A 13,237-nucleotide genomic window follows, 5' to 3' on the forward strand; every position below is an offset into this window, starting at 1 on the left:
CGGTGCGCGCGTGCCGTCCGGTCAGCCGGTCGGCGCGGTAGTGAGGCGGGCCGCGGTCCAGGAGATCGGGGGCAGCCGGAGGGTCGCCGTGTGGCCGTCGACGGTCACGCCCTCGGCGGGCCGCAGCGTGACGCGGTCGGGCCGGTCGCGGGTGTTGGTGGCGCGCACGTCGTCGTCCCACAGCGTCCACGACCCGGCCGGCCGGGCCGGTGCCCCGAAGGCCCGCAGATCGACGGTCAGCTCCACCGGCCGGGCCTGGTCGCGGTTGACCGCGAAGAGGGCCAGGCCGCCGGTGGCGGCGTCGTAGGTGGCGACGGCGTCGACGACCGGGGCCTCGCCGTAGCGGGAGGTCTCGTACCCGGGCGCGTCGACGGTCGTGCGCAGGACGACGCCGCGGGCCAGCGCGGCGGTGCGCGCGAACGGGTGGAAGATGCTCTGCCGCCAGGCCGGCCCGCCGGGTTCGGTGCGGATCGGCGCGATGACGTTGACGAGCTGGGCCTGGCAGGCGGCGGTGACCCGGTCGCTGTGCCGCAGCAGCGAGATCAGCAGGTTGCCCACGACGACCGCGTCGGCGACGTTGTATTCGTCCTCGATCACCGGCGCCGCGACCTGCCACTGCGTGGGCGCCGGCCGGCCCTGGAAGCGGGACATGTACCAGACGTTCCACTCGTCGAAGGAGAGCTGCATCTTCTTGCGGCTGCGCAGCCGGGCTCCGACGCTGTCGGCGGTGGCCACGATGCTGTCGACGAAGTGGTCCATGTCGGTGGCGCACGCCAGGAACGAGCCGAGGTCGCCGTCGTGCTCCTCGTAGTAGGCGTGGCAGGAGACGTAGTCGACCAGGTCGTAGGCCTCCTGCAGCACCGTGGCCTCCCAGGCGCCGAACGTCGGCATGGCGGAGCCGGAGCTGCCACAGGCCACCAGCTGCAGGCCCGGCTCCGCGGCGCGCAGGGCGCGGGCGGTGGCGGCGGCCAGCCGGCCGTACTCGCGGGCGCTCTTGTGCCCGATCTGCCACGGCCCGTCGAGCTCGTTGCCCAGGCACCACATGGAGATGCCGTACGGCTCCTCGGCGCCGTTGGCCCGGCGCAGGTCGGCCAGGTGGGTGCCGGAGGGCTGGTTGCAGTACTCGTGGACGTCCAGCGCCTCCTGCACGCCCCGGGTGCCGAGGTTCACCGCGTACATGATCTCGACACCGGCCTTGGCCGCCCACCGGGCGAACTCGTCGATGCCGACCTCGTTCGTCTCGATGCCGTGCCAGGCCAGGTCGCGCCGGCGGGGGCGGTGCTCGCGCGGCCCGACACCGTCCTCCCAGCGGTATCCGGAGACGAAGTTCCCGCCGGGATACCGCACGGTGGTGACGCCGAGCTCGCGGGTCAGGGCCAGGACGTCGGTGCGGAACCCGTCCTCGTCGGCGAGCGGGTGGCCGGGCTCGTAGATGCCGGTGTAGACGCACCGCCCCATGTGCTCGACGAAGGAGCCGAAGGTGCGGCGGCTGACCGGGGCGACGACGGCGGCGGGGTCGAGGGTGACACGCACGGGCAGCATCGATGTCCTTTGTAGAGTGTCCGGTTCGTGTTGAGGGCGCCGATCGTCGAGCCGCCGCCGGTCCTGGTCGCGAACCGCGACGGCGGACCGGCCGGCCCGGCCGCGACGCGGTGCCCACCGGCGGCGACGCGCTCGGCCGTCAGACGGTCCCGAGTCGCTGGCGGCGCTGCTGATGCGCGGGGGCGGCGGGATCGTCGAGCGCGTCGAGGAGGCGGGTGAGCAGCTCTTGCAGGAGCTCCCGCTCGCCGGCGGCGATGGCCAGCGTGGCCGTGCTCGCGTCGATCTGCTGGCTGACGCGCTGGTGGAGCCGGCGACCGCGCGGGGTGAGGTGCGCACGGACCCGCCGGCGGTCGATCTCGTCGCCGCGCCGGTAGACGAGATTGTCCTCGACGAGGTGGTCGACCAGCTTGGTCAGCGTGGCGGGCGGCAGGAACGCGTGCTCGGCGATCTCGGTCATGTGGTGGCCCGCACCGTCGGAGAGCAGGCTGATGACGCGCCAGGCGTCGAGGGAGTGCCCCTCCGCGTGGAGGATCGCGGTGAGGCGTCGGCTCAGCAGCCGCTCCGCTCGCGTCAGCTGCTGGGTCAGGTCCTGGGGCCGACCAGCGCGCGCATCGGTCATGACACTCCTCGGGCCGGCGGGCAAGGCCATGCTACAGAACGGCCGCATCTGCGGGAACGCTCTGGAGATCCGGCAGCGCGCGCGGAAGCATGTCGCTATGTCTCGGTCCGACCGGCTGGTGCCCGGTCCCGTCTCCTCCGGGCCGCCGGTGGTATTGCCGCGCGAGCGCTCCGAGCTGCTGGAAATCGGCGACGAGACGGTGGCGGTGGCCCTGGTCGTGCCGCTGCAGGGCACCGCCGGAATCTTCGGGCCGAGCTGTGAGCTGTGTGCCGAGCTGGCGGTCGAGGAGGTCAACCGGGCCGGGGGTGTGCTGGGGCGGGAGCTGCGGCTGGTGCCGGTCGACGGCGGCGCCGCGCCGGAGCGGGTGGCGGCCGAGGTGGATGCGCTGGTGTCGTCCGGGGCCGTGCAGGGGGTCACCGGGTGGCACATCTCCTCGGTGCGCCAGGCGGTGGCGCCCCGGATCGCGAACCGGGTGCCGTACGTGTACACCGCGTTGTACGAGGGTGGCGAGCGCACCGACGGGGTGTTCCTGACCAGCGAGACGCCCGACATCCAGCTGTACCCGGCGATGCGGACGCTGGCGCAGGAGCGCAGGCTCCGGCGATGGTTCATCGTCGGCAACGACTACGTGTGGCCCAGACGCTCCGCGCAGGCCGCGCGGCGCTATGCGGCCCGGTCCGGCGCCCGCATCTGTGGCGAGGCATACGTGCCGCTCGGCACCCACGACTTCGCCGACGTGCTGCGGCGGGTCGAACGGGCCGGGGCGGACGCGGTGCTGATGCTGCTCGTCGGCAACGACGCGGTGCGGTTCAACCGCGCGTTCGCCCGGGCCGGCCTCGACCAGCGGTGTGTGCGGCTGAGCACCCTCATGGACGAGAACATGTTGCTGGGCAGCGGCGGGGCGGCGACGCACGGCCTGTACAGCGCCGCGGGATTCTTCGCATCGCTGGTCACCGCCGAGAACCTGGACTTCCACGCGCAGTACGCGCGCCGGTTCGGCGTCGACGCCCCGCCGCTGGGCAGCCTGGGCGAGTCGTGTTACGAGGGTGTCCTGCTGCTGGCCGCGCTGATCGAACAGGCCCGCTCGCTCGACGTGCGGGCCATCGGCGCCAGCGCCGAGTCGGTGTCTTTCGAGGGGCCGCGCGGATTGTTGCGCATGCGGCGCCGCCACGTTCGCCAGCGCATTTACCTGGCCGAGGCGCGCGGCCTCGGTTTCGATGTGGTCGCCCAATTGCAGGCGGGGCCGCCGGACGCTTGACAGCGCCCGTGATCGGCACCGAAGATGCTTCCTGCGTGAAGCATCTGCCGGAGTTCCGCACGTCTCGGCTCCGTGCTGCCGGATGCCGTCCCGCGCCCGCGGGGAGCGCGGGGATCCCTGTGCATTAAAGCCAGCCGATTGGCTGGCTATTTTTCTTTCCGCACGGAAGCGGCGCGGAGAAGATCGCGGAAACGGCCAATTAAGGGCCGTGCAATCTCACCGAAATCAATCTCACCGACGCTGGGCGTGCCCATCCGGTAGGGCACGACACCCGCTCCGCCCGGCCACGAGCCGCGGCCGCCGGTGTCCGGCCACGGCACTGTCCTGCGCTGTTTTCTCGACCGTGGTACCGCAGCGTTGCGGGCCCGGTCGCCGACTTCTGCTGATGCTCATCCTCCCGTTGAGGCAAGGAGGCTTCATGTCCTGGATTCGCGGACGCCGCGCGGCGGCGTTGGCGGCGATGCTGGCCGCCACCGTGACGCTCGCCGCGTGCGGCAGCAAGACCGGCGAGAGCGCGAGCGGCGGCGGCGCGACCGCCGATACGTCGGGCGACACCGTCAAGGTGGGCCTGCTGAACTCGCTGTCGGGCACCATGGCCATCAGCGAGGTCACCGTGCGCGACTCCCTGCGGCTCGCCGTCGAGGAGATCAACGCCGCCGGTGGCGTGCTCGGCAAGAAGATCGCGCCGATCAGCGAGGACGGCGCCTCCGACTGGCCCACCTTCGCCGAGAAGGCGGAGAAGCTCATCAAGCAGGACAAGGTCGCCGCCGTCTTCGGCTGCTGGACCTCGGCCAGCCGCAAGGCCGTCAAGCCGGTCTTCGAGAAGAACAAGGCGCTGCTGTTCTATCCGGTGCAGTACGAGGGGCTCGAGCAGTCGCCGTACATCTTCTACACCGGCGCCACCACCAACCAGCAGATCGTGCCCGGCCTGGACTACCTGAAGTCGCAGGGCAAGACCTCGATCTACCTCGTCGGCAGCGACTACGTGTTCCCGCGGACGGCGAACAAGATCATCAAGGCGTACGCGGCCGCGAACGGGATGACCGTGCTCGGCGAGGACTACGCGCCGCTCGGCTCCACCGAGTTCGGCACGATCGTCAACAAGGTCAAGGCGTCCAAGGCCGCCGCGGTCTTCAACACCCTCAACGGCGACAGCAACGTGGCCTTCTTCAAGGAGTACAAGTCGGCCGGCCTGACCGCCGCCTCGATGCCCGTCGTGTCGGTGTCGATCGCCGAGGAGGAGGTCAAGAGCATCGGCACGCAGTACCTCGACGGCCAGCTCACCGCCTGGAACTACTACCAGACGACGGCCGGCGCGGCCAACGAGAAGTTCGTCAAGGCGTACAAGGCCAAGTACGGGGCGGACAAGCCGACGTCCGACCCGATGGAGGCCGCGTACGTCTCGGTCTACCTCTGGAAGGCCATGGTCGAGAAGGCCGGCTCCTTCGACGTGGAGAAGGTCAAGGCCGCCTCCGACGGCGTCGTGCTCGACGCGCCCGAAGGCAAGGTCACCGTCGACGGCGCGACCCAGCACATCTACAAGACGGCGCGGATCGGCAAGGTCGGTGCGGACGGCTTGATCACCGAGGTGTGGAACTCCGGTCAGCCGGTCAAGCCGGACCCGTACCTCAAGGGCTATCCCTGGGCGAGCGGCCTGTCCTGACGACCACCGCGGTCCGGTGGCGCAGGGCGACCCCGTCCTGCGCCACCTGCCCGTGGCGGCCCACCCCGATCCCCGGCGAATGGACGTCACCCATGGTCATCGTCAGTCAACTGTTCACCGGCGTCAGCATCGGCGCGGTCCTGCTGCTCATCGCGCTCGGCCTGGCGCTCACGTTCGGCCAGATGAACGTCATCAACATGGCGCACGGCGAGTTCATCATGGCCGGCGCCTACACCGTCTACGTGCTGCAGCAGGTCATCACCGATGCCGGCGTCTCGCTCGTCGTCGCGCTGCCGGTCGCCTTCCTCGTCGCCGGTGCGATGGGGGTGTTGCTGGAGATGCTGCTCATCCGCCGGCTGTACACGCGTCCGCTGGACACGCTGCTGGTCACCTGGGGCGTGTCACTGATCCTGCAACAGGCGGCCCGGGACATCTTCGGCGCCCCGAACGTCCAGACCCGGGCCCCCGACCTTCTCACCGGCAACATCAGGATCACCGGTGACCTGGTCCTGGCGAACAACCGGCTCTTCATCCTCGCGCTCGCGCTGGCCGCCGTGGCCGCGCTGACGTTGGTCCTGCGCTTCAGCTCGCTGGGCCGGCGGATCCGGGCGGTGGTGCAGCATCGCGACCTCGCCGCGGTCTCCGGCATCCCGACCGCCCGGGTGGACCGGCTCACCTTCTTCATCGGCTCGGGCCTCGCCGGCGTGGCCGGGGTGGCCCTCACGATGCTCGGCCCGATCGGCCCCACGATGGGCACGAACATCATCATCGACGCGTTTCTCGTCGTGGTGGTGGGCGGGATCGCGCAGATCAAGGGCACCGTCATCGTCGCCTTCGTGCTCGGCGTGCTGCAGTCGACGGTTGAGTACTCCACGACGGTGAGCGTGGCGAAGGTCGGCGTCTTCATCGCCATCGTGGCGTTCCTGCAATGGCGGCCCCAGGGGCTGTTCACCCTACGAACCCGGAGTCTCACATGACCGCTGCGAAGACCTCGCTCCTCGCGCCGGGCCGATGGACGCGGACGGTGGCGGGATTCGCCGTCGGCGCGGTGCTGCTCTTCGCGGTCGCGCCCGTGGCGCTGTCGGACTTCCGGCTCGGGCTGCTGGCCAAGTACCTGTGCCTGGCGATGGTCGCGATCGGCATCGGGCTGGCGTGGGGCCGCGGCGGCCTGCTCACCCTCGGCCAGGGGGTGTTCTTCGGGCTGGGCGGCTACGCGATGGCCATGCACCTCAAGCTCGCCGACGCCGGACCGGGCAACATGCCGGACTTCATGGAGTTGTACGGCCAGCTCGACGCCCTGCCGTGGTGGTGGCGCCCGTTCGCGAGCCCGTACTTCGCCCTGCCCGCGGCCGTGCTCATGCCGATGGCCGTGGCGTTCCTGCTCGGCTCGCTGGTCTTCCGCCGCCGGGTGCGCGGCGCGTACTTCGCGATCCTGTCGCAGGCGCTCGCGGCCGCCTTGGCGATCTTTCTCATCGGGCAACAGGGCACCACCGGCGGTACCAATGGACTCACCGACTTCCAGGGGTTCTTCGGCTACGCCCTGGACGACCCGGTCAACCAGCGGATGGTGTACTTCATCATCGCCGGCGCTCTGCTGCTCCTGCTGGCGCTGGCGCGGCACCTGATGCACAGCCGCTACGGCGAACTGCTCGTCGCGGTCCGGGACGCCGAGGAGCGGGTCCGCTTCCTCGGGTACGACCCCGCCAACGTCAAGCTCGTCGCCTACGTCACGGCCGCGGGCATGGCGGGCCTGGCCGGCGCGCTGTTCGTGCCGGCGGTCGGCATCATCAATCCCGCGCTCATCGGGATCGTGCCGTCGATCGAGTTCGTCATCGGCGTCGCGGTCGGTGGCCGGGCCACGCTGCTCGGCCCCGTGCTCGGCGCGGTGGCCGTGGCGTGGGCGCGGACCTCCCTGTCGGAGCAGTTCCCGGCCGCCTGGACCTACCTGCAGGGGCTGTTGTTCGTGCTCGTCGTCGCCTTCCTGCCCGGCGGCCTGGCGTCACTGGTCCGGCGGGTCCGCGCCCGCCGCCGCGCCTCGCGGACCGTTGCCGCCCAGGAGGTACCGGCATGAGCGACGAACCGGCCGGACTGCAGATCCGGGATCTGCGGGTGGTCTTCGACGGCTTCGCCGCCGTCGACGGGGTCAGCCTCGACGTGCGCCCCGGCGACCTCCGCTTCCTCATCGGGCCGAACGGGGCCGGCAAGACGACGCTGGTCGACGCCGTCACGGGGCTGGTCAAGGCGACCGGGTCGGTGCGCTTCGGCGACCGGGAACTGCTCGGCCGGCCGGTGCACCGCATCGCACGGCTCGGCGTCGGCCGGACCTTCCAGACGGCGACGGTGTTCGAGGAGCTGACCGTGCTGCAGAATCTCGACATCGCCGCCGGCGCCGGACGCGGCCGGCTCACCATGCTCCGCCGCCGCCGCGGCGTCCCGCCCGAGGTCGCCGAGGCGCTGGAGACGATCGGCCTCACCACCCGGCGCGACCATCTCGCCGGCACCCTCGCCCACGGGCAGAAGCAGTGGCTGGAGATCGGCATGCTCCTGGTCCAGGACGTGCGGCTGCTGCTGCTCGACGAGCCGGTCGCGGGGATGAGCCAGGACGAGCGCGACGCCACCGGCGAACTGCTCGGCGTCGTCGCCCGGGACCGGACCGTCGTGGTCATCGAGCACGACATGGACTTCCTGCGGCGCTTCGCCCGGACGGTCACCGTCCTGCACATGGGCCGGGTCCTCTCCGAGGGCACCGTGGCCGAGGTACAGGCCGATCCGCGCGTGCAGGAGGTCTATCTGGGACACGCCACCGAGGCGGGCGACACGACCTCGGCGACGGCCGGGCAGGAGGCGTGATGCTGCAGTTCGACGACGTCCACGTCGGCTACGGCCGCAGCATGGTGCTGCACGGAGTGTCCGCCGACGTGCCGGCCGACGGGGTGGCCGCGGTCCTGGGCCACAACGGGGCCGGCAAGAGCACGCTGCTGCGCGCGGCCATCGGGCTGCTCACGCCGAGGCGCGGGACGATCCGCCTGGACGGCGAGGACATCAGCCGCCTGGCCCCGCACCAGCGGGTCGCCCGGGGCATGGCGTACGTGCCCCAGGGGCAGCAGTGCTTCCCGCACCTGACCACCGCCGAGAACCTCCAGCTGGTCGCCGACGGCCGCGCGGGCGGCCGGGCGGCCATCGACGAGGCGCTGGAGATGTTCCCGGCGCTGCCGCCCCTGCTCGGCCGGCGGGCGGGCCTGCTGTCCGGCGGTCAGCGCCAGCAGCTGGCCATCGCCCGGGCGTTGATCACCAGCCCGAAGGTGTTGCTGCTCGACGAGCCGACCGAAGGCATCCAGCCCACCGTCGTGGCGGAGATCGAGCAGACGATCCTGGCGCTGGCCGGGCGTGGCGGCATGTCCGTGCTCCTCGTTGAGCAGCACATCGGCTTCGCGCTCAGCGCGGCCCGGAGATACTACGTTCTGGAGGCCGGCCGGGTCACCTCGTCCGGTCGCGGCGGCGAGGAGGCCCGCGCCGCGGTCCGCTCGGCCCTCTCCGTCTGATCCGGAGGACGACATGTTCCTGACCCCGCACGAGCAGGAGCGCCTGCTCATCCACGTCGCCGCCGACGTGGCCCGTCGACGCCGCGAGCGCGGCCTGCGGCTCAACCACCCCGAGGCGGTCGCCGTCATCACCGCGTTCCTGCTGGAGGGCGCGCGCGACGGCCGCACCGTCGTGGAGCTCATGGAGGCCGGCCGCCACGTGCTGACCCCGGCCGACGTCCTCGACGGGATCCCCGAGATGCTGAAGGAGGTGCAGGTGGAGGCGACGTTCCCGGACGGTACCAAGCTGGTGACGGTGCACCACCCGATCGGATGATTCCCGGCGAGATCCTCCCGGCCGGTGAGCCGGTGGAGATCAACGCCGGGCGCCCGACGACGACACTGCTGGTCACCAACACCGCCGACCGCCCCGTGCAGGTCGGCTCGCACTACCACTTCGCCGAGGCCAACCCCGGCCTGGAGTTCGACCGGTCCGCGGCGTGGGGGCAGCGCCTCGCCGTCCCGGCCGGGACCGCGGTGCGCTTCGAGCCCGGCGTGACCCGGCAGGTCGAGCTGGTGCCGCTGGGCGGCGCGCGGATCGTGCCGGGGCTGCGCGGCGAATGTGGTGGTCCCCTGTGAACGCGCCCGCCCGCGGCGCGGAGCCGCACGACCGGAAGGCAACGCCGTGACGCTGCTGGACCGGCGGCGCTACGCCGCCCTGTACGGCCCGACGACGGGCGACCGCATCCGGCTCGCCGACACCAACCTGCTGATCGAGGTCGAGTCCGACCACTGCGCCGGCGGCGACGAGGCCGTCTTCGGCGGCGGCAAGGTGATCCGCGAGTCGATGGGGCAGTCCCGGGCCACCCGCGCCGAGGGCACCCCCGACACCGTCATCACCGGCGCGGTGATCCTGGACCACTGGGGCATCGTCAAGGCCGACGTCGGCATCCGCGACGGCCGGATCGTGGCGATCGGCAAGGCCGGCAACCCCGACATCATGGACGGCGTCCACCCCGACCTGGTGATCGGGCCCTCCACCGAGATCATCGCCGGCAACGGCAGGATCCTCACCGCCGGTGCCGTCGACACGCACGTGCACTTCATCTGCCCGCAGCTGGTGACCGAAGCACTCGCCGGCGGCGTGACGACGCTGGTCGGCGGGGGAGTCGGCCCGGCGGAGAGCAGCAAGGCCACCACCGTCACCTCCAACGCCTGGCACCTGGCCCGCATGCACGAGGCGCTCGACGTGTGGCCGGTCAACGTCCTGCTGCTGGGCAAGGGCAACACGGTCTCCGAGGACGCGATGTGGGAGCAGCTGCGGGCCGGGGCGGGCGGCTTCAAGCTGCACGAGGACTGGGGTACCACGCCGGCCGCCATCGACGCGTGCCTGCGCGTCGCCGACGCCTCCGGGGTCCAGGTGTCCATCCACACCGACACGCTGAACGAGGCGGGATTCGTCCAGGACACGCTGCGGGCGATCAACGGACGGGCCATCCACGCGTACCACACCGAGGGTGCCGGCGGCGGCCACGCGCCCGACATCATCACGGTCGCCGCACACCCCAACGTGCTGCCGTCGTCGACGAACCCCACCCGGCCGTACACCCACAACACCCTGGCCGAGCACCTGGACATGCTCATGGTGTGCCACCATCTGTCCCCGTCCATCCCGGAGGACCTCGCGTTCGCCGAGAGCCGGATCCGGCCGTCGACGATGGCCGCGGAGGACCTGCTGCACGACCTCGGGGCCATCTCGATCATCGGCTCGGACTCGCAGGCGATGGGGCGCATCGGCGAGGTGGTCATGCGGACCTGGCAGACGGCCCACGTCATGAAGGATCGCGTCGGCGCGCTGCCGGGCGACGGCGCGGCCGACAACCACCGCGCCCGCCGTTACGTGGCCAAGTACACCATCTGTGCGGCGATGGCCAACGGGCTGGAGGCCGAGGTCGGCTCGGTGGAGGCGGGCAAGCTCGCCGACCTGGTGCTCTGGGACCCCGCCTTCTTCGGCGTCCGGCCGCAGCTGGTGATCAAGGGCGGCATGATCGCCTGGGCGCAGATGGGCGACGCCAACGCCTCCATTCCGACCCCGCAACCGATGCTGCCACGGCCGATGTTCGGCGCCTACGGCGTCGCCGCACCGGCGACCAGCGTCGCGTTCGTCGCCCCGGCGGCCCTGGAGGCGGGGCTGGAACTGGACGTCAAACGCCGGCTCGTGCCGGTCGCGAACGTGCGCTCCCGCGGCAAGGGCGACCTCCCGCACAACAGTGCCATGCCGCGCATCGAGGTCGAGCCGGACACCTTCACCGTCCGGATCGACGGCGTGGTGGTCGACCCCGACCCGGTCACCGAACTGCCCATGGCGCAGCGGTACTTCCTGTTCTGACGATGGACGCCAAGACCCCGACCCCGACCCTGAACCCGCCCCCGACCTCGACCCCGACCCCGACCACGACCCTGCTGCTGCTCGCCGACGGCCGGTTCCCGTCCGGCGGCCACGCGCACTCCAACGGCCTCGAGGCCGCGGTGGCCGCCGGGCGGGTCACCGGCGCCGGCGACCTGGAGGCGTTCCTGCGGGGCCGCCTGGCCACCGCCGGCCCGGTGACGGCGGCCTTCGCCGCGGCCGCCCGGCTCGCGGCGGCAACGGCGGACGGCGACCTGGCCGGGCTCGACGCCGAACTGGACGCCCGCACACCCTCGCCCGCGCAGCGGCTGGCCTCCCGCCGGCAGGGCCGGGCGCTCCTGCGGGCCGGCCGGCTGACCTGGCCGGCGCCGCTGTTCGACCGGGCACCGCGGCACCCCGACGGGTGCCATCACCCGATCGCGCTCGGGCTCACCGCGGCGGCGGCGAACCTGACCGCCGAGCAGGCCGCGACGATCGCGACCTACGGCATCATCACCGGTGCCGCCAGCGCCGCCGTGCGCCTGCTCGGCCTCGACCCGTACCAGGCGCAGGCGCTCCTGGCCCGGCTGGCCGCCGCCTGCGACGCGGTGGCCGTCCGAGCGGCCGGCGATGCCCGCGAGCAGAGCCCCGCCGACCTGCCGGCCAACACCGCGCCGCTGGCCGACGTCCACGCCGAAACTCACGCCACCTGGGAGGTGCGTCTCTTTGCGTCCTGACATCGAGCACGACGAGACCGTTCCGCACAGCCACCCGCACCCCGGCGTCGATCCGCACGCCCCGCTCGCCCCGGCCGGGCGAGCACTGCGCATCGGCATCGGCGGTCCCGTCGGATCGGGCAAGACCGCCCTGGTCGCCGCGCTGTGCCGGGCCCTCGGCGAAGAGCTGAGCCTCGGCGTGGTGACCAACGACATCTACACCACCGAGGATGCCGACTTCCTGAAACGCAACGCGGTCCTGCCGCCCGAGCGCATCCGCGCGGTGGAGACCGGCTGCTGCCCGCACACCGCCATCCGCGACGACATCTCCGCCAACCTCGACGCCGTCGAGGAGCTGGAGACGATGCTCGGGCCGCTGGATCTGGTCCTGCTGGAGAGCGGCGGCGACAACCTCACCGCCACGTTCAGCAAAGGGCTCATCGACCGGCAGATCTTCGTCGTGGACGTGGCCGGCGGGGACAAGGTTCCGCGCAAGGGCGGCCCCGGGGTCACCGCCGCCGATCTGCTGGTCATCAACAAGACCGACCTGGCCCCCATGGTCGGTGCCGACCTGGCGGTGATGGACCGCGACGCCCGGGCCCGCCGCGGCGAGCTGCCCACGATCTTCCTGTCGATCGCCGCCGACCGGCACGCGACGGCGGTCGCGGACTGGGTGCGCCACCTCGTCGCGCACCATCGCGACGAGCACCCCAGCGGCGAGCACCCCAGCGGCGGGCACCACGCACCGACCGGCGCGGGCTGATGCGGGCACACGCCAGGGTCGTCGCCGAGGCCGACGGCCGCGGCGGCACCCGGCTGGCCCGGCTGCGCGGCGAGACGCCCCTGCTGCTGCGCCGTACCGACCTCGCCGCGGGCGGGGCCACCGTGCACCTCGTCGGCGGGGCGGCCGGCCCCCTCGGCGGGGACGACCTGTGTCTGGACATCGACGTCGGGCCCGGCGCCACCCTGATCCTGCGGACGGTCGCGGCGGCGCTCGCCCTGCCCTCGCGGGCCGGCACCCGCTCGCGACTGGCCATCCGCGCGAGCGTCGCCGCCGGCGGGACACTGCACTGGCTCCCCGAGCAGACCATCGCCGGGGCCGGCTGCCGGCACACCACCACGGCGAGCGTCGAGGTCGCCGAGGGCGCGGCCGTGCTCTGGCGCGACGAGCTCGTCTGCGGGCGGCACGCCGAGCAGCCCGGCGACGTCACCGCCATCACCTCGGTGACCTACGGCGGCCGGCCGCTGCTGCGCCAGCGGCTCGACATCGGTCCGGGCGCTGACGGCTGGGCCGGCCCGGCCGTGCTCGGCGGCGCCAAGGCGACCGGATCGCTGCTGCGGGTCGACCCGGACGCGGCGCCGGACGCGCCGCTCGTGCTCGGCCCCACCGCTGTCCGCATGCCACTGGCCGGACCGGCGTGGCTGACCACCGCGACGGCACCGGACGCCCACACGCTGCGCCGATACCTCACCGAGCCCGCCCGTCGCCAGGATGTATCCACTGTGGACTGACCGGCGTGTGGTCCGGTTCC

General features: G+C 72.4%; 14 protein-coding genes. 12 read left to right on the forward strand and 2 right to left on the reverse strand.

The window, feature by feature from the left end:
- Nucleotides 1-21: 21 nt before the first annotated feature.
- The gene (locus ACQP1P_RS21195; RefSeq protein WP_433088656.1) at nucleotides 22-1,542 is read right to left on the reverse strand and encodes an alpha-N-arabinofuranosidase; all 1,521 of its coding nucleotides are present in this window, start codon (nucleotides 1,540-1,542) and stop codon (nucleotides 22-24) included.
- 139 nt (nucleotides 1,543-1,681) lie between these two features.
- Nucleotides 1,682-2,161 (reverse strand): MarR family winged helix-turn-helix transcriptional regulator, encoded by a 480-nt coding sequence (locus ACQP1P_RS21200; protein WP_433088657.1) that lies wholly within the window; start codon nucleotides 2,159-2,161, stop codon nucleotides 1,682-1,684.
- Nucleotides 2,162-2,258: 97 nt separating this feature from the next.
- Here ACQP1P_RS21200 and ACQP1P_RS21205 point away from each other — a divergent pair, with 97 nt between their 5' ends.
- The 12 genes from ACQP1P_RS21205 to ACQP1P_RS21260 all read left to right on the forward strand — a co-directional run bounded on the left by ACQP1P_RS21205 (nucleotide 2,259) and on the right by ACQP1P_RS21260 (nucleotide 13,217).
- Nucleotides 2,259-3,419: a substrate-binding domain-containing protein gene (locus ACQP1P_RS21205; protein ID WP_433088658.1), complete on the forward strand. Its 1,161-nt coding sequence runs from the start codon at nucleotides 2,259-2,261 to the stop codon at nucleotides 3,417-3,419.
- 418 nt (nucleotides 3,420-3,837) lie between these two features.
- Nucleotides 3,838-5,082 carry an urea ABC transporter substrate-binding protein gene (urtA, locus tag ACQP1P_RS21210; protein ID WP_433088660.1) on the forward strand — a complete coding sequence of 415 codons (1,245 nt, stop codon included), beginning with the start codon at nucleotides 3,838-3,840 and terminating at the stop codon, nucleotides 5,080-5,082.
- Nucleotides 5,083-5,174: 92 nt separating this feature from the next.
- The gene (gene urtB, locus ACQP1P_RS21215) at nucleotides 5,175-6,059 is read left to right on the forward strand and encodes an urea ABC transporter permease subunit UrtB (protein ID WP_433088662.1); all 885 of its coding nucleotides are present in this window, start codon (nucleotides 5,175-5,177) and stop codon (nucleotides 6,057-6,059) included.
- The gene (gene urtC, locus ACQP1P_RS21220; RefSeq protein ID WP_433088663.1) at nucleotides 6,056-7,153 is read left to right on the forward strand and encodes an urea ABC transporter permease subunit UrtC; all 1,098 of its coding nucleotides are present in this window, start codon (nucleotides 6,056-6,058) and stop codon (nucleotides 7,151-7,153) included. The genes urtB and urtC overlap by 4 nt, the downstream gene beginning before the upstream one ends.
- Entirely contained in the window at nucleotides 7,150-7,932 is a 783-nt protein-coding gene (gene urtD, locus ACQP1P_RS21225) for an urea ABC transporter ATP-binding protein UrtD (protein ID WP_433088665.1), read from the forward strand. The genes urtC and urtD overlap by 4 nt, the downstream gene beginning before the upstream one ends.
- A complete protein-coding gene (urtE, locus tag ACQP1P_RS21230) occupies nucleotides 7,932-8,624 on the forward strand; it encodes an urea ABC transporter ATP-binding subunit UrtE (protein WP_433088667.1) in 693 nt (230 codons plus the stop codon). The genes urtD and urtE overlap by 1 nt, the downstream gene beginning before the upstream one ends.
- A gap of 13 nt (nucleotides 8,625-8,637) precedes the next feature.
- The gene (locus ACQP1P_RS21235) at nucleotides 8,638-8,940 is read left to right on the forward strand and encodes an urease subunit gamma (protein ID WP_433088668.1); all 303 of its coding nucleotides are present in this window, start codon (nucleotides 8,638-8,640) and stop codon (nucleotides 8,938-8,940) included.
- Complete coding sequence (locus tag ACQP1P_RS21240) at nucleotides 8,937-9,242, forward strand: urease subunit beta (protein ID WP_433088670.1); 306 nt, start codon at nucleotides 8,937-8,939, stop codon at nucleotides 9,240-9,242. Before ACQP1P_RS21235 ends, ACQP1P_RS21240 begins: the two co-directional genes overlap by 4 nt.
- Nucleotides 9,243-9,288: 46 nt before the next feature.
- Nucleotides 9,289-10,992 carry an urease subunit alpha gene (locus ACQP1P_RS21245; RefSeq protein WP_433088671.1) on the forward strand — a complete coding sequence of 568 codons (1,704 nt, stop codon included), beginning with the start codon at nucleotides 9,289-9,291 and terminating at the stop codon, nucleotides 10,990-10,992.
- 2 nt (nucleotides 10,993-10,994) lie between these two features.
- Nucleotides 10,995-11,726 carry an urease accessory protein UreF gene (locus ACQP1P_RS21250; RefSeq protein ID WP_433088673.1) on the forward strand — a complete coding sequence of 244 codons (732 nt, stop codon included), beginning with the start codon at nucleotides 10,995-10,997 and terminating at the stop codon, nucleotides 11,724-11,726.
- Entirely contained in the window at nucleotides 11,716-12,468 is a 753-nt protein-coding gene (gene ureG, locus ACQP1P_RS21255; protein WP_433088675.1) for an urease accessory protein UreG, read from the forward strand. Before ACQP1P_RS21250 ends, ureG begins: the two co-directional genes overlap by 11 nt.
- The gene (locus tag ACQP1P_RS21260) at nucleotides 12,468-13,217 is read left to right on the forward strand and encodes an urease accessory protein UreD (protein WP_433088677.1); all 750 of its coding nucleotides are present in this window, start codon (nucleotides 12,468-12,470) and stop codon (nucleotides 13,215-13,217) included. The genes ureG and ACQP1P_RS21260 overlap by 1 nt, the downstream gene beginning before the upstream one ends.
- The last annotated feature ends 20 nt before the right edge of the window (nucleotides 13,218-13,237 follow it).

The sequence above is a fragment of the Dactylosporangium sp. CA-052675 genome, assembly GCF_050947935.1.
Taxonomy (GTDB): domain Bacteria; phylum Actinomycetota; class Actinomycetes; order Mycobacteriales; family Micromonosporaceae; genus Dactylosporangium.

What these genes read in the sequence shown, in the direction of transcription:
- ACQP1P_RS21195 (WP_433088656.1), bottom strand. Translation starts at nt 1,542, where the DNA reads ATGCTGCCCGTGCGTGTCACCCTCGACCCCGCCGCCGTCGTCGCCCCG.
- ACQP1P_RS21200 (WP_433088657.1), bottom strand. Translation starts at nt 2,161, where the DNA reads ATGACCGATGCGCGCGCTGGTCGGCCCCAGGACCTGACCCAGCAGCTG.
- ACQP1P_RS21205 (WP_433088658.1), top strand. Translation starts at nt 2,259, where the DNA reads ATGTCTCGGTCCGACCGGCTGGTGCCCGGTCCCGTCTCCTCCGGGCCG.
- urtA (WP_433088660.1), top strand. Translation starts at nt 3,838, where the DNA reads ATGTCCTGGATTCGCGGACGCCGCGCGGCGGCGTTGGCGGCGATGCTG.
- urtB (WP_433088662.1), top strand. Translation starts at nt 5,175, where the DNA reads ATGGTCATCGTCAGTCAACTGTTCACCGGCGTCAGCATCGGCGCGGTC.
- urtC (WP_433088663.1), top strand. Translation starts at nt 6,056, where the DNA reads ATGACCGCTGCGAAGACCTCGCTCCTCGCGCCGGGCCGATGGACGCGG.
- urtD (WP_433088665.1), top strand. Translation starts at nt 7,150, where the DNA reads ATGAGCGACGAACCGGCCGGACTGCAGATCCGGGATCTGCGGGTGGTC.
- urtE (WP_433088667.1), top strand. Translation starts at nt 7,932, where the DNA reads ATGCTGCAGTTCGACGACGTCCACGTCGGCTACGGCCGCAGCATGGTG.
- ACQP1P_RS21235 (WP_433088668.1), top strand. Translation starts at nt 8,638, where the DNA reads ATGTTCCTGACCCCGCACGAGCAGGAGCGCCTGCTCATCCACGTCGCC.
- ACQP1P_RS21240 (WP_433088670.1), top strand. Translation starts at nt 8,937, where the DNA reads ATGATTCCCGGCGAGATCCTCCCGGCCGGTGAGCCGGTGGAGATCAAC.
- ACQP1P_RS21250 (WP_433088673.1), top strand. Translation starts at nt 10,995, where the DNA reads ATGGACGCCAAGACCCCGACCCCGACCCTGAACCCGCCCCCGACCTCG.
- ACQP1P_RS21260 (WP_433088677.1), top strand. Translation starts at nt 12,468, where the DNA reads ATGCGGGCACACGCCAGGGTCGTCGCCGAGGCCGACGGCCGCGGCGGC.